This is a genomic window from Helicobacter pylori, from assembly GCF_014497725.1.
Lineage (GTDB): Bacteria > Campylobacterota > Campylobacteria > Campylobacterales > Helicobacteraceae > Helicobacter > Helicobacter pylori_DE.
Genome location: NZ_JACTGF010000007.1, coordinates 1 through 21,934, shown reverse-complemented (window position 1 = coordinate 21,934; position 21,934 = coordinate 1). Strand labels below are relative to the sequence as shown.

At 40.1% G+C, this 21,934-nt stretch carries 23 protein-coding genes and 1 pseudogene; 12 read left to right on the top strand and 12 right to left on the bottom strand.

Features of this window, described 5'->3' with window-relative positions; genetic code table 11:
- Nucleotide 1: 1 nt before the first annotated feature.
- The 3 genes from rplD to rpsJ are packed head-to-tail and all read right to left on the bottom strand — an operon-like array spanning nt 2 to nt 1,610.
- Entirely contained in the window at nt 2-649 is a 648-nt protein-coding gene (rplD, locus tag H7N69_RS05815) for a 50S ribosomal protein L4 (protein WP_000030144.1), read from the bottom strand.
- A 34-nt stretch (nt 650-683) separates the two neighbouring features.
- Nucleotides 684-1,259 carry a 50S ribosomal protein L3 gene (gene rplC / locus H7N69_RS05810; protein ID WP_000395323.1) on the bottom strand — a complete coding sequence of 192 codons (576 nt, stop codon included), beginning with the start codon at nt 1,257-1,259 and terminating at the stop codon, nt 684-686.
- A 36-nt stretch (nt 1,260-1,295) separates the two neighbouring features.
- Nucleotides 1,296-1,610 carry a 30S ribosomal protein S10 gene (gene rpsJ, locus H7N69_RS05805; protein WP_000411561.1) on the bottom strand — a complete coding sequence of 105 codons (315 nt, stop codon included), beginning with the start codon at nt 1,608-1,610 and terminating at the stop codon, nt 1,296-1,298.
- Nucleotides 1,611-1,820: 210 nt separating this feature from the next.
- Here rpsJ and H7N69_RS05800 point away from each other — a divergent pair, with 210 nt between their 5' ends.
- On the top strand, nt 1,821-2,909 hold the full coding sequence (locus tag H7N69_RS05800) for an ATP-binding protein (RefSeq protein WP_187885092.1): 1,089 nt from the start codon (nt 1,821-1,823) through the stop codon (nt 2,907-2,909).
- 265 nt (nt 2,910-3,174) lie between these two features.
- Nucleotides 3,175-3,753, top strand: coding sequence for a hypothetical protein (locus H7N69_RS05795; protein ID WP_187885091.1), 579 nt, complete (start codon nt 3,175-3,177; stop codon nt 3,751-3,753).
- Here the strand turns inward: H7N69_RS05795 and H7N69_RS05790 are convergent.
- The 3 genes and pseudogenes from H7N69_RS05790 to fumC all read right to left on the bottom strand — a co-directional run bounded on the left by H7N69_RS05790 (nt 3,727) and on the right by fumC (nt 6,006).
- The gene (locus H7N69_RS05790; RefSeq protein WP_187885090.1) at nt 3,727-4,341 is read right to left on the bottom strand and encodes a ribonuclease HII; all 615 of its coding nucleotides are present in this window, start codon (nt 4,339-4,341) and stop codon (nt 3,727-3,729) included. The genes H7N69_RS05795 and H7N69_RS05790 overlap by 27 nt on opposite strands.
- A 29-nt stretch (nt 4,342-4,370) precedes the next feature.
- Nucleotides 4,371-4,593, bottom strand: a pseudogene (locus tag H7N69_RS05785) (hypothetical protein).
- Between the two features lie 21 nt (nt 4,594-4,614).
- Nucleotides 4,615-6,006: a class II fumarate hydratase gene (gene fumC / locus H7N69_RS05780; RefSeq protein ID WP_140606555.1), complete on the bottom strand. Its 1,392-nt coding sequence runs from the start codon at nt 6,004-6,006 to the stop codon at nt 4,615-4,617.
- Nucleotides 6,007-6,179: 173 nt separating this feature from the next.
- On the opposite strand from fumC, the gene crdA reads away from it, so the two are divergent.
- The 4 genes from crdA to H7N69_RS05760 are packed head-to-tail and all read left to right on the top strand — an operon-like array spanning nt 6,180 to nt 11,915.
- Nucleotides 6,180-6,557, top strand: coding sequence for a copper resistance determinant CrdA (gene crdA / locus H7N69_RS05775; RefSeq protein WP_000731627.1), 378 nt, complete (start codon nt 6,180-6,182; stop codon nt 6,555-6,557).
- Nucleotides 6,558-6,561: 4 nt separating this feature from the next.
- Complete coding sequence (crdB, locus tag H7N69_RS05770; protein ID WP_187885089.1) at nt 6,562-7,800, top strand: copper resistance outer membrane protein CrdB; 1,239 nt, start codon at nt 6,562-6,564, stop codon at nt 7,798-7,800.
- Complete coding sequence (locus tag H7N69_RS05765) at nt 7,797-8,807, top strand: efflux RND transporter periplasmic adaptor subunit (RefSeq protein WP_187885088.1); 1,011 nt, start codon at nt 7,797-7,799, stop codon at nt 8,805-8,807. The genes crdB and H7N69_RS05765 overlap by 4 nt, the downstream gene beginning before the upstream one ends.
- Entirely contained in the window at nt 8,808-11,915 is a 3,108-nt protein-coding gene (locus tag H7N69_RS05760; protein WP_187885087.1) for an efflux RND transporter permease subunit, read from the top strand. It begins immediately after the preceding gene.
- On the opposite strand, the gene H7N69_RS05755 is transcribed toward H7N69_RS05760, so the two are convergent.
- From H7N69_RS05755 to dnaJ, 3 genes are read right to left on the bottom strand one after another with little or no spacing between them, the layout of a single operon-like run.
- A complete protein-coding gene (locus H7N69_RS05755) occupies nt 11,896-12,252 on the bottom strand; it encodes a branched-chain amino acid transporter permease (protein ID WP_140616394.1) in 357 nt (118 codons plus the stop codon). The genes H7N69_RS05760 and H7N69_RS05755 overlap by 20 nt on opposite strands.
- A complete protein-coding gene (gene azlC / locus H7N69_RS05750) occupies nt 12,246-12,932 on the bottom strand; it encodes an azaleucine resistance protein AzlC (RefSeq protein ID WP_187885086.1) in 687 nt (228 codons plus the stop codon). Before azlC ends, H7N69_RS05755 begins: the two co-directional genes overlap by 7 nt.
- A 10-nt stretch (nt 12,933-12,942) precedes the next feature.
- The gene (gene dnaJ, locus H7N69_RS05745; protein ID WP_187885085.1) at nt 12,943-14,052 is read right to left on the bottom strand and encodes a molecular chaperone DnaJ; all 1,110 of its coding nucleotides are present in this window, start codon (nt 14,050-14,052) and stop codon (nt 12,943-12,945) included.
- A 124-nt stretch (nt 14,053-14,176) separates the two neighbouring features.
- Between dnaJ and H7N69_RS05740 the strand changes: the two genes are divergently transcribed.
- Entirely contained in the window at nt 14,177-15,313 is a 1,137-nt protein-coding gene (locus tag H7N69_RS05740) for a hypothetical protein (RefSeq protein WP_187885084.1), read from the top strand.
- A 40-nt stretch (nt 15,314-15,353) separates the two neighbouring features.
- Here H7N69_RS05740 and mnmA read toward each other — a convergent pair whose 3' ends face one another.
- Nucleotides 15,354-16,382 (bottom strand): tRNA 2-thiouridine(34) synthase MnmA, encoded by a 1,029-nt coding sequence (mnmA, locus tag H7N69_RS05735; protein WP_187885083.1) that lies wholly within the window; start codon nt 16,380-16,382, stop codon nt 15,354-15,356.
- Nucleotides 16,383-16,522: 140 nt separating this feature from the next.
- Between mnmA and H7N69_RS05730 the strand changes: the two genes are divergently transcribed.
- On the top strand, nt 16,523-17,284 hold the full coding sequence (locus tag H7N69_RS05730) for a J domain-containing protein (RefSeq protein WP_187885082.1): 762 nt from the start codon (nt 16,523-16,525) through the stop codon (nt 17,282-17,284).
- On the opposite strand, the gene nadD is transcribed toward H7N69_RS05730, so the two are convergent.
- Both nadD and nikR read right to left on the bottom strand, forming a co-directional pair.
- Nucleotides 17,281-17,796: a nicotinate (nicotinamide) nucleotide adenylyltransferase gene (nadD, locus tag H7N69_RS05725; protein ID WP_187885081.1), complete on the bottom strand. Its 516-nt coding sequence runs from the start codon at nt 17,794-17,796 to the stop codon at nt 17,281-17,283. The genes H7N69_RS05730 and nadD overlap by 4 nt on opposite strands.
- Nucleotides 17,789-18,235, bottom strand: a complete 447-nt coding sequence (gene nikR, locus H7N69_RS05720) for a nickel-responsive transcriptional regulator NikR (RefSeq protein WP_000380791.1) — start codon at nt 18,233-18,235, stop codon at nt 17,789-17,791. Before nikR ends, nadD begins: the two co-directional genes overlap by 8 nt.
- 359 nt (nt 18,236-18,594) lie before the next feature.
- Between nikR and exbB the strand changes: the two genes are divergently transcribed.
- The 4 genes from exbB to H7N69_RS05700 form a co-directional block, all read left to right on the top strand.
- Nucleotides 18,595-19,032 carry a TonB-system energizer ExbB gene (gene exbB, locus H7N69_RS05715; protein ID WP_000508569.1) on the top strand — a complete coding sequence of 146 codons (438 nt, stop codon included), beginning with the start codon at nt 18,595-18,597 and terminating at the stop codon, nt 19,030-19,032.
- Complete coding sequence (exbD, locus tag H7N69_RS05710; protein ID WP_100957000.1) at nt 19,029-19,418, top strand: TonB system transport protein ExbD; 390 nt, start codon at nt 19,029-19,031, stop codon at nt 19,416-19,418. Before exbB ends, exbD begins: the two co-directional genes overlap by 4 nt.
- Nucleotides 19,384-20,247, top strand: a complete 864-nt coding sequence (locus H7N69_RS05705) for an energy transducer TonB family protein (protein ID WP_187885080.1) — start codon at nt 19,384-19,386, stop codon at nt 20,245-20,247. Before exbD ends, H7N69_RS05705 begins: the two co-directional genes overlap by 35 nt.
- A 183-nt stretch (nt 20,248-20,430) precedes the next feature.
- Nucleotides 20,431-21,934, top strand: a 1,504-nt coding sequence (locus tag H7N69_RS05700) for a SabA family sialic acid-binding adhesin (RefSeq protein WP_187885079.1), incomplete at its 3' end; no start/stop codon positions are given.

Below are 21,934 nucleotides of genomic sequence, written 5' to 3'. Positions count from 1 at the left end.
TTTACTCCTCTGTCTTATCTTGCACCGCATGCTGAAACGCCGCTTCTTCCATCACCACAGAGCTAAACGCCGCTAAAAGATAAGCGTTTAACTCGCTCACATCAATAACAAGGCATTTTTTAAGGTTACTAAAAGCTAACTCGGTGTATTCGTCCATGTTCATGCACACAAACAAAGTGTCTCGTTGCTCTAAAGCCTGGAACATTTGATTGGCTTCTTTAGTCAAATGCTTTCTTTTATTGTCTTCAACCACGCCTTTTATAGCGATTTTTTCCACCACAAACAGCTTATTCGCTTGCGCTTTTTCTTCCAAAGCGTATTCTAAAGCCAAGCGTTTTTGTTTTTTATTGATTTTAAGGTTGTAGTTGCGCTTATTCGTAGCCCCATGAGAGACACCCCCACCCACAAACACAGGCGAAGTGATGCTCCCTGCTCTGGCTCTCCCGCCCCCTTTTTGCGCCCAAGGCTTCCTACCGCCCCCGCTCACTTCAGCGCGGTTTTTACTTTTAGCGGTATTAGCGCGCGCAGAAGATAAATAATGTTTCACATAAAGATAGAGGTTATGGCTGTTGATACCCTCATATCTTTTAGGTAACTCCACGCTACCCTTTTCTTTCAAATGGCTGTCTAAAACGATGGCCTTACTCATATCAAACCCTTTATATTATATTCAATGTATGGTTTTATACCGCTCTAATGCGTCCATAAGCCCCAGAAAAGCCGGCCACTGAACCCTTTAGCACTAACACCATACTTTCTTTATCAAAAGAGAGCACCTCGTTTTGGCAAGTAACTAGCTCATTGCCATAATGCCCTGCCATTTTCCTACCCTTTTGCACTCTTCCTGGCCATTCTCGGTTACCAATAGAACCAGGGCGGCGGTGGAAACGGCTCCCATGCGCTGCAGGCCCGCCTTGGAAATTCCAACGCTTCATCACCCCCGCAAAGCCTCTTCCTTTCGTTTTAAAGCTCGCTTTAACCCTTTTAAGCGTTTCTAAAGCGCTCAAATCCAAATCGCCCAACTCTTGTTGTTGGGAAGCTTTTAAGGTAGCGAAATGGTTAAACTCTTTGCTGAGTTGGTATTTCTTTTGCTGGCCTTCAATCGCCTTATTGTGTTTTTTATGCATCGCATAGGCCACTAAAGCTTTCCCGTTTTCTAGCTGGCACACTTTCGCTTGCAAGACTTTAAGCAAGGTTACAGGCGTGCTGTTAGCATCAATCGTGCGGCTCATGCCTATCTTTTGAACTAAAAATTCCATATCTAACCCTTATTTTATGATCTCAATGCGTTAGGACTACTTCGTTTCCATAGAAGTTACTTCTACATCCACTTCAGGCGCTAAGTCCAACTTCATCAAGCTATCCACGGTTTCTGGGGTGGCCGAGATAATATCAATCAACCGGCTATAAACCCTAATCTCAAACTGCTCTCTTGAATCCTTATTGACATGCGGGGAGCGCAAAACGGTGTAACGCTTATTCTTAGTCGGTAAAGGGATAGGCCCTCTAATTTCAGAACCTGAACGCTTTACAGCTTCCACGATAGCCACAACAGAGCGATCCAACACTCTATGGTCATAAGCTTTGAGCTTCAACCTGATTTTTTCCATAAACTCTCCTAAAAGAACTCGTTTCATTCGTTACTCAAAACAGAATAAAACAATAAAATAAAAACTGAAATACTACTCAAAATGCGCCATTTAGTCAATAACTTTTGCTATTTTTAGGGCTTTTTAGGGATTTTTACTTCCTTTTTATAAGGAAATATAAAAAAAATGCGCTACGATTATCTTAATCCAATCCCCTTTATAAGGAAGTTCATGCCCCTTTCTTGCTTGCACCCTTTTGGGCCTTTTGAAACCCCTAAAGAGCCGGCTTTAAACAACCCGCTTTCAAACCCGCCTTCAGGCGATAAAATCTGTCTTTTAGGGCCGATGAAATCCGGTAAAACCACTTTCGCCCTCAAACTAGCGAAGGATTTTAAAAACCCTGTGTATCTCAATTACAATGACATGCGTTTGAATAAAAATATCTTAAGCTCGTGGCTTTTAAAATGGCATTTGGAAAAGAAAATGAACTTGCTCATTTTAGACAATATAGAGCGGTTGGATTTCAGCCTGCCCAAGCTTCCCAAAATTATTCTTATCCCTAATTATTTAAGCCCCATAACAGCGCCCAATTTTAGCTTGCGCTATGCGTTAGGGTTGGATTTTAAAGAATACACTAGCTTTTTCAAGCCCAACACCCCTAAAAACACCCTGTTTAACCGCTTTTTAAGAGACGGCAACGCTTTAGATTCGCTTTTTATAGAAAACGAGCAAGAAAAAATCCTAAAAAAACAAGAAAATATCAAACTAGCCTTTCAAGCTTACGCCCCCTTAATGGCTAAAATCTGCGCGCATCAGTCTAAATTTGTGAGCGCTTTTTATCTTTATACGCAATTCAAAAAAGAGCTGAAAACTTCTAAAGACACCCTTTATAAATTTTTACATGCGCTAGAAAAACAACGCATCCTTTTTTTAGTCCCTAGCTTTGAAAATCATAAAACCAGATTGTATTTGTGCGATTTTGCCTTGCCTTATAGCCTGACTCCTAGCCCCTCGCTTTTAAGTGTTTTTGAAAACATGGTTTTTTTAGAGCTTTACAAGCAATTCCCAAATTATGAGCTTTACTCCCATGACAACGGGATTTTTATCTTGCGCGAACATTCTATAAACAAGCTCGCCCTCATCGCCCACGCTTTCCCCACGCCCCATTTTTTAGAAAAGCAGCTTTTATGGTGCCATGAGCATGGGTTTTTAAATATCGTGGTGGTTTCTATCAACGCCCCCATTTCAGCCAATAATCCCCCCTACAAACACCTTAATTTCATTGATTTTTCTTTGGATATTCAATCTATTTTGGTATAATAGTTATTATGTATTTATGTATTTATGTATTTATGTATTTATGTATTTATGTATTTATGTATTTATGTATTTATGTATTTATGTATTTATGTATTTATGTATTTATGTATTTAATATTATTACTAACATTTTTAAGTGATTATTGCATATTTTTTATTTTTTCTTAAGCTAACACACTATAAGCTATCGCAGTATTTCGCCTTTTTGAGAAATACCCACCTACCCTAAAAGCGTAGGATATTTTTTTTATAGAAAGGAAGCTATAATGAACGCATTGAAAAAATTAAGTTTCTGTGCCTTGTTATCCCTAGGCCTCTTCGCTCAAACAGCGCATGCTCATAGTTTAAAAGACACGATCAACCATCCCGATTGGCTTGAAATCAATCTTTTTAAAGAAAAGAACCCGCCCAATCAATATGTCGGATCGGCTTCAATTTCTGGTAAAAGGAACGATTTTTACGCCAATTACATCCCCTATGACGACAAATTGCCCCCTGAAAAAAACGCTGAAGAAATCGCTCTTTTAAGGGCTAGAATGAACGCTTACAGCTCGTTAGAAAGCATTTTAATCACTAAAATGCACCATCGCATTGTTAAAGCGCTTCAAGTTAAAAATAATGTTATCAGCCATTTATTCGGGCTTATTGATTTTTTAACGTCTAAATCCATTTTGGCTAAAAGGTTCGTGGATACCACCAACCATCGTGTGTATGTCATGGTGCAATTCCCTTTCATTCAGCCTGAAGACTTAATCGCTTACTTTAAAGCCAAACGCATCGACCTTTCTTTAACGAGCGCTACCCATCTCAGCACCCTTTTAAATAAGGCGTTGTTCCACCTCTAAGAGTTTGGGATTTAAGATGCGGTTTTTAAGCGTGAAGCTATGCCGATGAAAAGGCGTAGCCCCTAGCTTAATGATCGCTTCTATATGTTGTTTAGTCCCATACCCGCAATTCTTATCCCAGCCGTATTCCTTAAACAAAGCATGCAATTGTCGCATTTCTCTGTCCTTAAAGGCTTTCGCTAAAACAGACGCCATAGCGATTTGAGCAACTTTTTCATCGCCTTTGATGATGGTTTGTATATGGGGGTAGCGTTTGTTCAAGCCAAACGCCGTGTTGCCGTCTATTTTTATTTCATCAGCTAAAGGGCAACCATTTTCTACAATTTCTTGAATAGCGAGCTTCAAACACGCCCCTAAGCCTAAGCTATCAATTGCTTCTGCGCTTTTTTTAACCACGAAAAACTTGACCTCACCATGCGTTTTGATCTTATCTTCTAAGAGAAAGCGCTTTTTGGGGCTGAGCTTCTTGCTATCCTTAAGACCCATTTTTAGAAATTCTAAGGCTGTTTTTTCATCGCACACCACCCCCGCCACAAAAAGCGAACCGGCCAAACACCCCCTCCCCGCTTCATCAATGCCTAGAGTCATTTATACGCAACCCAACCGGTATAAAATCCCTACTCATGCGCTCCATGCGTTATCCTGTTTTCTCTTAGCCTCTTAATAAACTCTGTTAATTCTTTTTCAAAGTTTTTCACGCTTTTTCTGTCGCTTGGCGATGAGAGGATAGTCAAAGAATACGCCCCATCAGTTAGCAAGATTCAAATCTTTATTGCCATGCAACGCCTCTTTTAAAATCTTACGAATCTCTTTGCTATGAGTGGCTTCTTCAGGTTTCATCTCGCACGCCCGCCCAAGGTTTCAAGCCTTAGGCCCGATCATCTTTTCAGGCACCACGAATTTGTCAAAATCTTCAGCGCTCAAGAGTTTCAATTCCACCGCGCTTTCTTTTAGAGAAATGCCTTTTTTGTGGGCGTTTTTAGCGATTTTAGCGGCGTTTTCATAGCCTACATGCGGGTTTAGGGCGGTTACTAGCATCAAAGAATGGTGCAAGTAATAATCAATTTTTTCTCTATTAGGCTCAATACCGCTTGCGCAATGGGTATTAAAACTTTCCATGCTGTCGCTCAACAGCCTTAAACTTTGCAAGAAATTATAAATAATCACCGGTTTAAACACATTCAATTCAAAATTACCCTGACTGGCCGCAATGCCAATAGCGGTATCATTCCCCATCACTTGCACGGCCACCATTGTCATCGCTTCGCATTGCGTGGGATTGACTTTACCGGGCATAATAGAACTGCCCGGCTCGTTTTCAGGGATATTAAGCTCGCCCAAACCACAGCGCGGCCCGCTCGCAAGCCATCTAATATCGTTAGCGATTTTCATTAAATTCGCCGCTAAAGCCTTAAAAGCCCCATGCGCATAAGCGATAGCGTCATGGCTAGTGAGCGCGTGGAATTTATTGGGCGCAGAGATGAATTTCACGCCGCTAAACTGGCTCAATTCTTCAGCCACTTTTTCGCTCAATTCTTTATGAGCGTTTAGCCCGGTGCCTACGGCCGTCCCGCCTATGGCTAATTCCCTTAAATGCTCCAAACTCTCTAAAATTTGTTGTTTAGAATGCTCTAGCATGCTCGCATACCCGCTAAATTCTTGCCCCAAAGTTAAAGGCGTAGCGTCTTGTAAATGCGTGCGCCCGATCTTGACAATCTCTTTAAATTGTTGGCTTTTGTCTTTAAAGGTTTTTAACAGATTCTCTAAACTGGGCAATAATTTATGCGTGATTTCTAGCACGCTCACAACGTGCATTGCGGTAGGGAAAGTGTCGTTGGAGCTTTGAGACATGTTCACATCATCGTTAGGGTGGATGAGTTTTTTCTCCCTGAAATTACCCCCTAAAATTTCGGTAGCCTTATTGGCGATGACTTCATTGAGATTCATGTTTGTTTGAGTCCCGCTCCCTGTTTGCCATATCGCCAACGGGAATTCGCCGCACAACTCGCCTTTTAAAATGCAATCGCACGCTTTGATAATGGCTTGCGATTTTTCCAAGCTTAATTTCCCTAACTTGTGATTGACTACCGCCAGACTCCTTTTGAGTTTGGCAAACGCGCCAATGAGTTCTTTAGGCATTTTTTCAGTGCCGATCTTAAAGTTTTCAAGACTGCGTTGCGTTTGAGCCCCCCAGTATTGGCTGTCATCTACTTTGATTTCGCCCATCGTGTCATGTTCGATTCTAAATTGCATGCTAATCCTTTGAAATTTGATTTTAAAACCTTGAAAAAATAGCATAAACTCTTATACCTTCTACTTAAAACCTTAATTTTTTAAACACCATTTCCACAATTTTTACACAAAAGAGGGTTATCATTCGTTCGCAACAAGGACTTCCTTGTTATCTTAATGTAAAGGTTAAAACGATGAAAAAGTTAGCCGCTTTATTTTTAGTAAGCGTGTTGGGGGTTATGAGTTTGAACGCATGGGAGCAAACCCTAAAAGCTAATGATTTGGAAGTGAAAATCAAATCCGTGGGCAACCCCATTAAAGGCGATAACACTTTTGTGCTTAGCCCCACTTTAAAAGGTAAGGCTTTAGAAAAAGCTATCGTTAGGGTGCAGTTTATGATGCCTGAAATGCCTGGCATGCCAGCGATGAAAGAAATGGCGCAAGTGAGTGAAAAAAACGGCCTTTATGAAGCTAAAACCAATCTTTCCATGAACGGGACATGGCAGGTTAGGGTGGATATTAAATCCAAAGAAGGCCAAGTTTATCGCGCTAAAACAAGCCTGGATTTATAAGCGCATGCTATCTTTTATAAGCGCATTCTATAAGGGGGGCGTGTCAATACGCCTTCTAACAGCTTTTTTACTGCTTTTTAGTTTGGGTTTGGCTAAAGATTTAGAAATCCAATCTTTTGTGGCTAAATACCTTTCTAAAAATCAAAAAATACAAGCCCTACAAGAGCAAATTGACGCTTTAAATTCTCAAGAAAAAGTCGTTAGCAAATGGGATAACCCTATTTTGTATTTAGGCTATAACAACGCTAACGTGAGCGACTTTTTCAGGCTAGATAGCACCTTAATGCAAAACATGAGCTTGGGTTTGTCTCAAAAAGTGGATTTAAATGGTAAAAAACTCACGCAGTCTAAAATGATCAATTTAGAAAAACAAAAAAAGATATTAGAGCTTAAAAAAACCAAGCAACAATTGGTGATTAATTTAATGATAAATGGCATTGAAAATTATAAAAACCAACAAGAAATAGAGCTTTTAAACACAGCGATTAAAAATTTAGAAAACACCCTTTATCAAGCCAACCATTCTAGTTCGCCTAATTTAATAGCAATCGCTAAATTAGAAATTTTAAAATCGCAATTAGAAATCAAAAAAAACAATTTAGAAGAAGCCTTGTCTAGCAGCCATTATTCCATGGGTGAATTGGTTTTTAAAGAAGATGAGATTTTAAGCATTGCCCCTAAAAATTTTGAATTTAATAAAGAGCAAGAGCTATATAACATTAGCGCCACTAATTACGATATTGCGATCGCCAGGCTTGATGAAGAAAAAGCGCAAAAAGACATCACTTTGGCTAAAAAAAGCTTTTTAGAAGATGTGAATGTTACCGGGGTGTATTATTTTCGTTCCAAACAATACTATAACTACGACATGTTTAGCGTCGCTTTGTCTATCCCCTTACCCCTTTATGGCAAGCAGGCTAAATTAGTGGAGCAAAAGAAAAAAGAAAGCTTGGTGTTTAAAAGCGAAGTGGAAAACGCCAAAAACAAAACGCACCACCTGGCCCTAAAACTCCTTAAAAAATTAGAAACCTTGCAAAAAAACCTAGAAGCGATCAATAAAATTGTAAAACAGAATGAAAAAATCGCGCAAATTTATGCGCTTGATTTGAAAACTAATGGCGATTACAACGCTTATTACAACGCCTTGAATGACAAAATCACCATGCAAATCACCCAGCTTGAAACCTTAAGCGCTCTAAATAGCGCTTATTTGTCCTTACAAAACCTCAAAGGATTAGAATGAAACGGCTTTTATTGTTAGCCTTATTTTTTAGCCTCTTATTCGCTAACGCTCAAGAAACCAAAGAGACTAAAAAAACTAAAGAAGCTAAAAACCAAACCCGTTTTAACATTTCCACCACTAAGGTTATAGAAAAAGAATTCGCCCAAAGCCGGCGCTATTACGCGCTCCTACAGCCTAATGAAGCGCTGATTTTTTCTCAAACCCTGCGTTTTGATGGCTATGTGGAAAAGCTTTATGCGAATAAAACCTATACCCCCATTAAAAAGGGCGATAAACTATTGAGCGTGTATTCCCCTGAATTAGCGGGCGTTCAAAGCGAATTGCTATCGTCATTGAAATTCAACCAGCAAGTGGGAGCGATTAAAGAAAAATTAAAACTATTAGGGTTAGAAAATTCCAGTATTGAAAAAATCATCAGCAGCCATAAGGTTCAAAATGAAATCACTATTTACTCTCGTTTCAACGGCGTTATCTTTAAAAAAAGCCCGGATCTCAATGAGGGGAGCTTTTTTAAAAAAGGGCAAGAGCTGTTTCAGATCATAGATTTAAGCCGATTGTGGGCGCTTGTTAAAGTCAATCAAGAGGATTTAGAGTTTTTAAAAAACACGCATAAAGCGATCTTGTTCGTAGAAGGGATTAAGGGCAAGCAAGAAATCACGCTTGAAAACATCAACCCCATCATAAATGCGCAAGATAAAATGCTAGAAGCGCGCTTCAATGTGCCTAATCTTAAATTGCTTTATTACCCTAACATGTTCGCTCAAGTAGAAATCTTTCAAAAACCACAAAAAATGAAGATTTTGCCTAAAGAAGCGGTTTTGATTAAGGGGGGGAAAGCTATCGTGTTTAAAAAAGATGATTTTGGCTTAAGCCCGTTAGAAATTAAAGCCGTCCGCTTGAGCGATGGGAGTTATGAAATTTTAGAGGGTTTAGAAGCGGGCGAAGAAGTCGCTAATAACGCTCTATTCGTGCTAGACGCTGACGCTCAAAACAATGGGGATTATTGAATGATAGAAAAGATCATTGATTTAAGCGTTAAAAACAAACTCCTTACCACTTTAGTCACTCTACTCATTTTTTTAGCCTCTTTGTGGGCGATAAAAAGCGTCCGTTTAGACGCTTTGCCAGATTTAAGCCCGGCTCAAGTGGTCGTGCAGATCACTTACCCCAATCAAAGCCCTAAAATCGTGCAAGAACAGGTTACTTACCCGCTAGTTTCTACTTTCATGAGCATCGCTAACATTGACACGGTTAGGGGGATTTCTAGCTATGAAAGCGGCTTGATTTACATCATTTTTAAAGACGGCGTCAATTTGTATTGGGCTAGGGATAGGGTTTTAGAGCAATTAAACCGAGTGGGCAATTTGCCTAAGGACGCTAAAGTGGAAATAGGGAGCGATTCCACTTCTATTGGCTGGGCGTATCAATACGCCTTATCTAGCGATAGCAAGAATTTAAGCGATTTGAAAGTCTTGCAAGATTTCTATTACCGCTATGCGCTTTTGGGGGTTGATGGGGTGAGTGAGGTCGCAAGCGTGGGGGGCTTTGTGAAGGATTATGAAGTAACGCTTCAAAACGATTCTTTGATCCGTTATAACTTGAGTTTAGAGCAAGTCGCTAACGCGATTAAAAATTCCAACAACGATACCGGTGGGGGCGTTATTTTAGAAAACGGGTTTGAAAAAATTATAAGATCGCATGGCTATATCCAATCTTTGAAGGATTTAGAAGAAATTGTGGTTAAAAAAGAAGGGGCTATCCCTTTAAAGATTAAAGATATAGCGAGCGTTAGGCTAGTGCCAAAACCACGCCGAGGGGCTGCCAACCTTAATGGCGATAAGGAAGTGGTGGGGGGGATTGTTATGGTGCGCTATCACGCTGACACTTATAAGGTGCTTAAAGCCATTAAAGAAAAAATCGCCACCCTACAAGCGAGTAACCCTGATGTGAAAATCACCAGCGTGTATGACAGGAGCGAATTGATTGAAAAAGGCATTGACAATTTGATCCACACGCTCATAGAAGAAAGCGTTATTGTGCTAGTCATTATTGCGATTTTTTTACTGCATTTCAGGAGCGCTTTAGTGGTGATTGTCACTCTGCCTTTAAGCGTGTGTATCAGTTTTTTGCTCATGCGTTATTTCAATATTGAAGCGAGTATCATGAGTTTAGGGGGTATTGCGATCGCTATAGGGGCGATGGTGGATGCGGTGATTGTGATGGTGGAGAACGCTCACAAGCATTTGCAGCGCATTGATACGAAAGACAACACTCAAAGGGTTAATGCCATCATGCAAGGGGTTAAGCATGTGGGGGGCGCGATATTTTTTGCTTTAATGATTATCGTGGTTTCTTTCTTGCCAATTTTTGCGCTCACCGGCCAAGAAGAAAAGCTTTTTGCCCCTTTAGCTTACACCAAAACCTTTGCCATGCTAGTAGGAGCGTTGCTCTCTATCACCATGGTCCCTATTTTAATGGTATGGCTCATTAAAGGGCGGATATTAGAAGAGTCTAAAAACCCGATTAACGCTTTTTTCATGAAAATTTATGGCGTGAGCTTGAATGTTGTGCTTAAGTTCAGATACGCTTTTTTAATAGCAAGCGTCCTAGGTTTAGGGGGCTTAGTTGTAGCGTATAAAAAACTCAACTGGGAATTTATCCCCCAAATCAATGAAGGGGTAATCATGTATATGCCAGTAACGCTTAATGGCGTGGGCATTGACACCGCTTTAGAATATTTGAAAAAAAGTAATAGCGCTATCAAGCGATTGGATTTTGTCAAACAGGTTTTTGGTAAAGTGGGGCGTGCTAACACCAGCACCGATTCTGCCGGTTTAGGAATGATAGAAACCTACATTGAATTAAAGCCGCAAAACGAGTGGAAAGAAAAGCTCAGCTATAAAGAAGTTAGGGACAAATTGGAAAAAACCCTGCAATTAAAAGGCCTGACCAATTCATGGACTTACCCCATTCGTGGGAGGACGGACATGCTCTTAACCGGCATTAGAACGCCCCTAGGCATCAAGCTCTATGGTAATGACACGGACAAATTGCAAGAATTAGCGATCCTTATGGAACAACAGCTCAAAACCCTAAAAGAGAGTTTATCCGTCTTTGCCGAGCGATCCAATAACGGCTACTACATCACGCTGGATTTAAACGATGAAAATCTGGCTCGTTATGGCATCAATAAAAACGCCGTGTTAGATGCGATTAAATTCGCTCTGGGCGGAGCCACGCTCACTACCATGATTAAAGGCGTAGAAAGCTACCCTATTTCTTTACGCTTAGAAGACACCGAAAGAGATACCATTGAAAAATTAAAAAACCTCTACATCAAAACCGCTTACAATTACATGCCCTTAAGGGAGTTAGCCCATGTGTATTACGACAACTCGCCGGCGGTGTTAAAGAGCGAAAAAGGCTTGAACGTGAATTTTATTTATATTGTGCCGCAAAATGGTATCAGCTCTGACACTTACAGACAACTGGCTCAAAAAACGCTAGAAAAAATCCAATTGCCCAGTGGGTATTATTATGAATTTAGCGGCGAAAGCCAGTATTTAGAAGAAGCGTTTAAAACCTTACAATACATCGTGCCGGTGAGCGTGTTTATCATTTTTATTTTAATTGTCTTTGCTTTAAAGAATCTCACTAATTCCTTATTATGCTTTTTCACTCTGCCTTTTGCGTTTTTGGGGGGGTTGATTTTTATGAATCTCATGGGATTTAACATGAGCGTGGCGGCGTTAGTGGGCTTTTTAGCCCTTTTAGGGGTAGCGAGCGAAACGGCTATTGTGATGATTATTTATTTAGAGGATGCGTTTCAAAAATTCATCAAAACCCCTTTAAAAGAGCAAACGACTACCGCCTTAAAAGAAGCTATCATGCATGGGGCGGTGCTTAGGGTAAGGCCCAAGCTGATGACCTTTTTTAGCATTTTAGCTTCGCTCATTCCTATCATGTATAGCCATGGCACAGGTTCTGAAATCATGAAATCCATTGCCGCGCCCATGCTAGGGGGCATGATAAGCAGCGTTGTTTTAACGCTTTTTATTATCCCTACGGCGTATTTTGTGATTAAGAACGCTAGGATCAGGAAACATGAATATTAAAAAAAGCCTTTTCTAATACATGGCTTTGGACTAAAACCATATAAAGAATGGTGGGGAGCGTGATGCTTAAAACAAACACTTTAAAAATGCGGTGCAAAAGGATAACGGATAAAAAAGCGGTGATTTCATTGACCCCATAAGGGGGTTTTAAAATGTGAATGTCTTTAAAACAATAGATCACGAGCATGCCTATCACTGAGCATGATAAAGCCCTACCCAAATAACGCACAAAGTCGTTAGGCGGGTTTTTAGCATTAAACACCATAAAAGGCCAAATGCGTGTGAAATAAGTCGTTATTATAATGACCAAAAGAATGAGTATAGAATGCATTAACATTCTAACTGCTTTCTAAACAAAATGAGAGCGAGCACCATTAAAACCAAAGCGATGAGCAAAAAGTATTCAGTCCCAAAGAGTGCTAAACAAACAACCGCAATAAAAATCCCAAGCCATGCGTTTTTATGATTCGTGGTGCGTTTGTATTGCTCCATAAACAGCACGATAAAAATCGCTGTCATCACAAATTCCATGCCTTGAGTGTCAAAAGAAAAATGCGAACCCACTAACGAACCCACTAACGAGCCAAAAATCCAATAAGAGTGGTTGAGTAAGGAAATGCTAAAAATAAAGTCTTTTTCACTCACCCCCTCTTTAGGAGCGTATAAATTCAATAGAGCAAAGGTTTCATCCGTGAGCGCATGCGCTAAATAGGGCAAACGCCATTTAGTGTTTTTAAATCTGTCTAGTATAGAAAGCGCATAACAAGTCTGTCTCGCATTCACCAACAAGCTCACAATAACGACATTCATCAAGCTCGCTTGCGCGCTTAAAAGCGTGATCGCTACAAACTGCACCGCCCCAGCATAGATGAATAACGACATGAACAAAGCGACTTTATAATCATACCCTTGCTGGGCTAAAAGCATTCCAAAAGTCATTCCCATAAGCAAATACCCTAAAAAGATAGAAATGGTATGAGGGAAAGCGTCTTTGAAAGCTTTTAGAAAATCATGCATCAACAACCTTTTATTTAAACCAGTCTTTAATTTTAGAAATACAGGTTTCTAAAACGCTTTTATGCGGTTCGCCCTCATAGCCAAAACTCGCATGCAATTTTTCCAATAACCCTTGCTGCTCTTTATTCAAGCTTTTAGGATAAATCACTTGCAACACCACGATCAAACTCCCCCTATAAGAGCTTTCGGGGTGCTTCACGCCCTCGTTTCTAAACGCAAAAGTTTGCCTGTCTTTGGCGTTTCTAGGGATTTTTAATTCCAATTCGCCTCCTCTTAAAGATGGTACTTTAATCGTATGCCCTAAAGCGATAGTGGTGAAAAACACCGGCGCTTCAATGAACAAATCACAGCCTTCGCGCTTGAAATGCTCATCTTCTTTGACTCGCGCTTCTAAATACAAATCCCCTCTTTTCCCCTTCTCGTATTCATTGCCTTTATTTTTAAGCACCATGCGGTTTTGATCATCAATGCCCTCAGGGATTATCGCATCAATTTCTTCATCTTTAAGAATGTAGGTTTTACCTTTACACGCTTGGCATGGGGTTTTAATGATCTTGCCCTTGCCTTGACACGCCCCACAAGTTTGCGCAAAACTCATAAAACCTTGACGCATAAACACCTGCCCCTGCCCATTACACTGCTTGCAAGTCTCTAGGGCTTTGTCTTTAGCGCCCGTGCCATCGCAACTTTCACAGACGCTCTGGTATTGGGCTTTAATGGTTTTTTTACAGCCAAAAACCGCTTCTTTAAAACTCAATTCAATGGTTTGCAAATAATCCGGTGCGATAGAGCTTTTTTGCCTTTTACCTCCCCTAGCGCCAAACCCAAAAGCGTCTTCAAAAAACGAGCCTAAATCTTCAAAAAAATCAGAAAAATCGCTCTGGCTCGCACCGGCTTGGTTTAAGCCTTTTTTACCATACCTATCGTATAAGGCCCGCTTCTTTTCATCGCCTAGCACCCCATAGGCCTCATTGATAAGTTTGAACTTTTCTTCGGCTTCTTTATCGCCGGCGTTTCTGTCTGGGTGGTATTTTAAAGCCAGCTTTCTGTAAGACTTTTTAATGGTCTCTTGGTTGCTGTGTTTTTCCACTTCTAAAATTTCATAATAACTCAATTCCACGATCGCTCCAAAAATGGCATCAAAACGCTTATTTTATCTTAAAAGCGGTGGGTTTGCGTGTTTTAGCGCATGCCAAAACTTAGATAAAATAACACGATGAAACTATAGTAATAAAGATAACCCCATGAGATTTTTTTGCTTTTTCTTATTTTTTCTAACCTTTTCAAACGCACAGATAATGATGACTTTTGATTCTCAAACTAACGCCAAGCTCTCGCGCTCTAACGAACAGCTTTCAGACATGCTTTATAAACTCAATGAAAGTTTAAGAATCTATCAAAGCGTGCTTTCCAACAACCAAGATCAGCTTAAAGAAATCAAAAAGGCTAACAGCACCCTAAATAGCCAGAGGCGTTTTTTTAACGCCAGCCAAATCCGCCTTATGGACACTGATGCGCTATTGAAACAAAGCGCTTTGGAATTAGAAAAATTACAAGCTTTAGAAAAACGCTTAAAAGAGGGCATGGAGCAAGAACGCTTAATAGAAGAATCCCAAACGCTTTTCTTGCAAGAACATTGCCCTTATTTGAGCGGTGTTAAGAATTTAGAAGAGGCTTCAAACGCTTTAGAAGTCCAAGAGCAAAACAACGCCCTTTTCTTACTCAAAGAGCCTAAACTCGCCCATTTGCTCTCACGATTGGATTTGATGAGCGCTTTAAACGCCTTATGTGATCAAGTTTTAGAAAACCAAGCCCATAACCAACAATCCCATAACAAAACCCTAGAATACAACGCTCTTATAAACCATGACTTTCAAGCCTATAAAGCCATGCGTTTGAAAAAATTTAAAAACAAGCTTCAAAGCCAAATCCAAGCTAAAGAAGACGCTCTAAAAACCTTTTTACCCTTAGAAAAACGCCTAGAAACTTTAAAAACGCATTTTTTATGCGATAAAGAAAACCTCAAATCATGCGCTAAAGAATTGCACCAACGCTACCAAAACGCTCTCATAGAGCGGGACAAAGAATTAAAAAACGCTAAAAACAACAAAGAAAAGCATGCTTTAATCTTAGCCAATTACGAGCATACTTTAAAAACCTTGAATATAGAATTTCTAAGCGAATTAAATAAGCAAATGGCGTTTTTGAATGAAACCATGGCGTTAAACGCCCAAGTTTTAGCCCTTTTAGCCAAACAGCATGCCAAAACGCCAAAGCCCTTCAATTTGAGCGGTGATTTGAGCGATAAAAAGGCTTCCATTAAAAATATCCGCCTAGATCCGCATGGATTCCCTAGCTTTAAAAATTTTAAGCAAGAGTGAGTTAAAAAAGCGATCAACTAGGCTATGAGTGCAAAAAGCCTTAAATAATCACGCCTCCGCCAAGCAAGATGTCATCTTTATAAACGACCAAGGCTTGCCCTTTAGCCACGCCATAAAAAGGCTCTTTAAACTCCACTTCAATCACCTCATCTTTTAAACTCACAAACGCTTTAGCAGGCACGCTCCTGTAACGAGCCTTGATAGAATATTCGCCCTTTTTAAAATCTTTCATTAAAGACTTGTTTTGAGCCTTAAGGGAATGCGTGGCGAGATCTTCTTTTTTGCCCACGACTAGCTCGTTCTTTTTAGCGTCAATCCCCACCACAAAATGCGGCTCTAACGCGCCTTTAATACTAAAGCCTTTGCGTTTGCCAATCGTGTATTGCATATAGCCCTTATGCGTGCCAATGATTTCGCCTTGTAAGTTTTTCACCACGCCCTCTTTTTCCACTTCAACATGCTTTTTTAAAGTGTCAATGTAGCTTTTTTCCACAAAGCAGATTTCTTGAGATTCCTTATAAGTCTCTAAAGTGCCTAAAAAAGGCATCGCACTCAAGGCTAAAGGCTTAATATCCTTTTTTAGCAAATCCCCTAAAGGGAACACCAATTTAGCGATAACTTCATGCTCTAAAGCGTATAAAAAATAGCTTTGATCTTTAGTCTTATCCAAAGCCTCTTGAATATAGCTTACCTTGTCAATTTCTTTGATTCTCGCATAATGCCCGGTAGCGATCTTTTCACACCCTAATTTTAAAGCGTGATCTAAAGCTAGCCCAAACTTCATTAAAGGGTTGCACAACGCGCATGGGTTTGGGGTTTGCCCTTCTTCATAAGCGCTGATAAATTCATCATAAACCGCGCTTTTAAAATCCTTTTGAAAATCCAACACCTCTAAAGGAATGCCTAAAAACTCGCACGCTTTTTGAGCGTTTTTGATGTATAAATCATGCTTTTTTTCACTCGCATGGAGTTTTAAATAAATCCCCACCAATTCATGCCCTTGCTCTTTTAAGCTATAAGCGCTATAAGAGCTATCCACCCCCCCACTGAGTAATACCGCTATTTTCATTTTTATATCTTTCATCATTAGTATGTGGCTTGTAGTCTAGCGCAAAAACCATTCATAACTACTCTTTTTAACCATTGGCATGCTAAAATACGCCTAATATTTTTTAAAACCACCTAAAAACGCATGGAGAAATAAGGGTAATGGCCAAAATTGAATTGTTAGCCAGATTCACGCAAATCGCGCTCCCTAACAGCCACCCTTTGTTGAAAAAAGTTTTAAACTACGCTAAAAAACATTTCAGCCAGTGCCACATGCTCTCTTCATCGTTGCTCATCTTAAACGACACGGAATGCTTCAAAAAAAACTACTTGCTTAATTGGGTCTATCATGCCCTTGAATGCACGCATGAAAAAGATATTAGCCAATATTCATTAGAAGAGATTTTACAAAAAAGCCGCTTGCCCATACGCATCAAAATCATAGCTCAAAACACGCTTTTAGAAAAAATAGAAGTGAAAGTTTTAACCTTTGGGGCAGAATATGCGCTTTTTATCACCAAGCACCCTATCGCCAAGCGGTTTTTACGCCAAAAATTTAGCGGCTATGTGTTTTTAGAAACCCAAGATGAATTGCATATAAGAGGCGATTCAGAGCGTTTTTGGGAACTCATTGTAACGCTCAATGAAAATAGAATCGTCCATAACGCATGCTTAGATTTCATCTATCCTAATGGCTTTGGCAAGGACAGCTACACCACTATGGCTGAGCGCAAATTAAAAGAATGCTATAAAACGCTAGGGTTTATCAAGCATGAGAATTTCAGCGAAGTCAAAAAGCGCTATTTAGAATTGGCTAAAACCTACCACCCTGATTTATGCGATCTTAAAGAAAAAAAGGTTCTTTACGCCAAACGCTTCGCTATCATTCAAGAGGCGTATCGCCACATTAAAAAACACGCTTAAACCCCCAAACTAGCCCTAATCGCGCTAGAAGAAATCGGTGCGTCAATGCCTTTTAAAGGGAAATAACGCCCCTTAAATTGGATTTCTTCATAGCCAATCCTTTCAAAAACCACTAATTCCACCCTTTTTAAAAGCTCTTTAGCGTTAGTCCAAGAAGAAAGATGCCTTAAACAATCCGCTCCTATGACTAAATAAAGCGTTTTAGGGCGGTAGAGTTTTTGGAAATGAAGAACGCTTTCTATCGTAGGCACGGCCCTTTCTTGCTTGATTTCAAAATCGCTCAACAGCACCCTAGGCATTCCCTTTAAAGCTCTTTCCAATTCCTTAAAACGGGTTTTTGCGTCCAAAAAACACGGCTTTTTGAAAGGGTTTTGATAAGCGGGTAAGACAATGAGCTGAGCGAATGGCAATAATTCTAAAGTTTGATCAATAATGGCTAAATGAGCCTTGTGCAAGGGATCAAAACTCCCCCCATAGAGCGCTAATTCTTTGTATTTTAAGACGCTATTCATTGTATTCAAAGCTAGACGCCTTAGTCAATTTAGCGAATTTAACCCCCCTAAGCCCCCCGATTTCTAGTTGCAAGCGTTGGATTTCAAACGAATTGCCTTGTAAAATAATCGTCTCTAAACAATTATGCCCGTCCATATGAATGTGCGTGGTGCATAAAACATGCGTCCCGCTGGCATGCTGAATGTCTATCATGCGCTGGTTTAATTCCCTTTGGTGGTGATCATAAATCACCACAAGCACGGCGATTTTGCTCTCATCATTAGGGTTGTCTTCTGCCCAATTGTCTTCTACTAATTTTTCTCTGATCATGTCGCGCACTAATTCTGAACGAGAAGAATAGCCGTTTTTAATGATGCGGTTGTCTAATTCGTCTAATAAATTTTGTTGCAAAGAAACCGAAAAGCGGATGATTGAATCGTCTTTATTGGGTGTGTCCATTGAGAAAAATCCTTTTTTAGCATAAGTCTGTTAAAAACCGCTCATGCTAGTATGATTGAATTGATTTAAAATTAACAATTATAATACAAATGTAATACAAACTGGATTTAAATGGTTGGCCATAAGACACTATTTATAGCGTTTGAATTTGATTGTAATTATTAGCTTAATCATTATTGACTTGTTATTATTAAAACAATATAATCAACAAACCAACATTCTTTTATCATTTTGGAGCATTTATGCGAGCATTTATGCGAACGAATGCTTCTTAAAGAGCGCATGCTCTTTAGGGTATGGCTGTGTTGCATGTTGCTTTAATCTTAAGGGAATTGTTTTATCATAGACAAGGAGTTTTTATGGGCGGTTTTTCAGTGGGAATGTTGAAAGATTATGTGGACATATTTGTTTTTGCGGTGCTTGGCGTGGCCAGTTTTTTAGCCTTGTGGTTTGTGATTGAAAGGGTTATTTTTTATTCTAAAGTCGATTTGAAAGCTTATGATGATATAGACGCCCTGAATTTGGATTTAACCAAGAATCTAACCATTCTCTATGTGATTTTTTCTAACGCGCCTTATGTGGGCTTATTGGGGACGGTTTTAGGGATCATGGTGATTTTCTATGACATGGGCGTGAGTGGCGGGATGGACGCTAAAACGATCATGGTAGGTTTGTCTTTGGCTTTAAAAGCGACCGCTCTAGGGCTTGCTGTGGCGATTCCCACTTTGATCGCTTATAATAGTTTGTTGAGAAAATCCGATGTTTTGAGCGAAAAATTTAGGATCATGAAAAAATGAAAAGCATCAGAAGAGGCGATGGGCTGAATGTTGTCCCTTTTATTGATATTATGCTCGTTTTGCTAGCGATTGTGCTAAGCGTTTCTACTTTTATCGCACAAGGTAAGATTAAAGTCAGTCTCCCTAACGCTAAAAATGCGGAAAAATCCCAGCCAAACGATCAAAAAGTGGTGGTCATCTCCGTAGATGAGCATGACAATATTTTCGTAGATGACAAACCGACGAATTTAGAAGCTTTGAGCACTGTAGTCAAGCAAACAGACCCTAAAACCCTTATAGACTTAAAAAGCGACAAAAGCTCTCGTTTTGAAACTTTTATCAGCATTATGGATATTTTAAAAGAGCATAATCATGAAAATTTCTCCATCTCCACGCAAGCTCAGTAAAGTTTCAACGAGTGTTAGCTTTTTAATCTCTTTTGCCCTATACGCTATAGGGTTTGGCTATTTTTTACTGCGCGAAGACGCCCCAGAGCCTTTAGCGCAAGCTGGGACCACTAAGGTTACCATGAGTTTAGCCAGCATTAACACCAATTCTAAAGTGAAGACGAATGCCGAATCCGCTAAACCCAAAGAAGAGCCTAAAGAAAAACCCAAGAAAGAAGAACCCAAAAAAGAGACAAAGCCTAAGCCTAAGCCTAAACCCAAACCCAAGCCAAAACCTAAGCCTGAACCCAAACCCAAGCCAAAACCTAAGCCTGAACCCAAACCTGAACCAAAACCCGAGCCTAAGCCTGAGCCTAAAGTTGAAGAACCTAAGAAAGAAGAGCCTAAAGAAGAACCCAAAAAAGAAGAAGCTAAAGAGGAAGCTAAAGAAAAAAGCGCTCCTAAACAAGTAACGACTAAAGATATAGTCAAAGAAAAAGACAAGCAAGAAGAGTCTAACAAAACCTCTGAGGGTGCAACTTCTGAAGCTCAAGCGTATAACCCAGGGGTGAGCAACGAATTTTTAATGAAGATCCAAACCGCTATTTCTTCTAAAAACCGCTACCCTAAAATGGCGCAAATTAGGGGCATTGAGGGCGAAGTGCTAGTGAGCTTTACAATCAATGCTGATGGGAGCGTTACAGACATTAAAGTCGTCAAAAGCAACACGACAGATATTTTAAACCATGCGGCTTTAGAAGCCATTAAGAGCGCGGCGCATTTATTCCCTAAACCAGACGAAACCGTGCATCTAAAAATCCCTATCGCTTATAGCTTGAAAGAAGACTAGCTAGCCTTTCTTTTAAGGGCGATTCAAGCCTTAAAAGCCGGGTCAAAATCCCCATTTTTCCCAATTTTTACAAAAAAAAAAAACAAAATCTCTAAAATTTAGCGCTAAAATTAGTTAAAATTCCATTCATCGCTTATAATATAAGCTTCTTTTAAGAAGAAAAATCTAAGAAAAGGAGAAAACATGAAAAAATCTCTCTTACTCTCTCTTTCTCTCATGCTCTCATTATCAAGGGCTGAAGATGACGGATTTTACATGAGCGTGGGCTATCAGATCGGTGAAGCGGTTCAAAAAGTGAAAAACACGGGAGCATTGCAAAACCTTGCGGACAAATACGATAATTTGAGCAACCTTTTAAACCAATACAATTACTTAAATTCGTTAGTCAATCTAGCCAGCACGCCGAGTGCAATCACGGGTGCGATTGACAATTTAAGCTCAAGTGCCATTAATCTCACTAGCGCCACCACCACTTCCCCAGCCTATCAAGCTGTGGCTTTAGCGCTCAATGCGGCTGTGGGCATGTGGCAAGTCATAGCCTTTGGTATTAGTTGCGGCCCTGGCCCCAATCTTGGCCCAGAACATTTAGAAAATGGGGGCGTTCGATCGTTTGACAACACGCCAAACTACAGCTACAACACCGGTAGCGGAACGACCACCACCACTTGTAATGGAGCCAGTAATGTAGGGCCAAATGGTATCCTATCTAGCAGCGAATACCAGGTTCTCAATACCGCTTATCAAACTATCCAAACCGCTTTAAACCAAAGTCAAGGAGGCGGAATGCCTGCCTTGAATGGCTCTAAAAATATGGTAGTCAATATCAATCAAACTTTCACAAGAAACCCTACAACAGAATACACTTACCCCGATGGGAATGGCAATTATTATTCAGGCGGATCATCAATCCCAATCCAGCTAAAGATTAGCAGTGTCAATGACGCTGAAAACCTTTTGCAACAAGCCGCTACTATCATCAATGTCCTTACCACCCAAAACCCGCATGTGAATGGTGGCGGTGGGGCATGGGGTTTTGGCGGCAAGACCGGGACTGTGATGGATATTTTTGGCGATAGTTTTAACGCTATTAACGAAATGATTAAAAACGCTCAAACAGCCCTAGCAAAAACCAAACAGCTTAACGCTAATGAAAACACCCAAATCACGCAACCAGACAATTTCAACCCCTACACTTCTAAAAATAAGCAATTCGCTCAAGAAATGCTCAATAGAGCTAACGCTCAAGCAGAGATTTTGAATTTAGCCCAACAAGTTGCTAATAATTTCCACAGCATTCAAGGGCCTATCCAACAAGATCTAGAAGAATGCACCGCAGGATCGGCTGGTGTGATTAACGACAACACTTATGGTTCAGGCTGCGCGTTTGTGAAAGAAACTCTCAATTCCTTAGAGCAACACACCGCTTATTATGGCAACCAGGTCAATCAGGATAGGGCTTTGTCTCAAACCATTTTGAATTTTAAAGAAGCCCTTAATACCCTGAATAAAGACTCTACAGCGATTAATAATGGTATCTCTCACTTGCCTAACGCCAAGTCCCTTCAAAACATGACGCATTCCACTCAAAACCCTAATTCCCCAGAAGGTCTGCTCACTTATTCTTTGGATACCAACAAATACAACCAGCTCCAAACCATCACGCAAGAATTAGGCAAAAACCCCTTTA

Bases quoted from the DNA above. Each gene is read 5' to 3' on its own strand.
- exbD (WP_100957000.1), top strand. From the start codon at position 19,029: ATGAAAAGCATCAGAAGAGGCGATGGGCTGAATGTTGTCCCTTTTATT.
- H7N69_RS05755 (WP_140616394.1), bottom strand. From the start codon at position 12,252: ATGTTAATGCATTCTATACTCATTCTTTTGGTCATTATAATAACGACT.
- H7N69_RS05765 (WP_187885088.1), top strand. From the start codon at position 7,797: ATGAAACGGCTTTTATTGTTAGCCTTATTTTTTAGCCTCTTATTCGCT.
- crdA (WP_000731627.1), top strand. From the start codon at position 6,180: ATGAAAAAGTTAGCCGCTTTATTTTTAGTAAGCGTGTTGGGGGTTATG.
- H7N69_RS05800 (WP_187885092.1), top strand. From the start codon at position 1,821: ATGCCCCTTTCTTGCTTGCACCCTTTTGGGCCTTTTGAAACCCCTAAA.
- H7N69_RS05740 (WP_187885084.1), top strand. From the start codon at position 14,177: ATGAGATTTTTTTGCTTTTTCTTATTTTTTCTAACCTTTTCAAACGCA.
- exbB (WP_000508569.1), top strand. From the start codon at position 18,595: ATGGGCGGTTTTTCAGTGGGAATGTTGAAAGATTATGTGGACATATTT.
- H7N69_RS05760 (WP_187885087.1), top strand. From the start codon at position 8,808: ATGATAGAAAAGATCATTGATTTAAGCGTTAAAAACAAACTCCTTACC.
- H7N69_RS05790 (WP_187885090.1), bottom strand. From the start codon at position 4,341: ATGACTCTAGGCATTGATGAAGCGGGGAGGGGGTGTTTGGCCGGTTCG.
- fumC (WP_140606555.1), bottom strand. From the start codon at position 6,006: ATGCAATTTAGAATCGAACATGACACGATGGGCGAAATCAAAGTAGAT.
- nikR (WP_000380791.1), bottom strand. From the start codon at position 18,235: ATGGACACACCCAATAAAGACGATTCAATCATCCGCTTTTCGGTTTCT.
- H7N69_RS05795 (WP_187885091.1), top strand. From the start codon at position 3,175: ATGAACGCATTGAAAAAATTAAGTTTCTGTGCCTTGTTATCCCTAGGC.
- H7N69_RS05705 (WP_187885080.1), top strand. From the start codon at position 19,384: ATGAAAATTTCTCCATCTCCACGCAAGCTCAGTAAAGTTTCAACGAGT.
- crdB (WP_187885089.1), top strand. From the start codon at position 6,562: ATGCTATCTTTTATAAGCGCATTCTATAAGGGGGGCGTGTCAATACGC.
- H7N69_RS05730 (WP_187885082.1), top strand. From the start codon at position 16,523: ATGGCCAAAATTGAATTGTTAGCCAGATTCACGCAAATCGCGCTCCCT.
- rplD (WP_000030144.1), bottom strand. From the start codon at position 649: ATGAGTAAGGCCATCGTTTTAGACAGCCATTTGAAAGAAAAGGGTAGC.
- mnmA (WP_187885083.1), bottom strand. From the start codon at position 16,382: ATGAAAATAGCGGTATTACTCAGTGGGGGGGTGGATAGCTCTTATAGC.
- rplC (WP_000395323.1), bottom strand. From the start codon at position 1,259: ATGGAATTTTTAGTTCAAAAGATAGGCATGAGCCGCACGATTGATGCT.
- azlC (WP_187885086.1), bottom strand. From the start codon at position 12,932: ATGCATGATTTTCTAAAAGCTTTCAAAGACGCTTTCCCTCATACCATT.
- rpsJ (WP_000411561.1), bottom strand. From the start codon at position 1,610: ATGGAAAAAATCAGGTTGAAGCTCAAAGCTTATGACCATAGAGTGTTG.
- nadD (WP_187885081.1), bottom strand. From the start codon at position 17,796: ATGAATAGCGTCTTAAAATACAAAGAATTAGCGCTCTATGGGGGGAGT.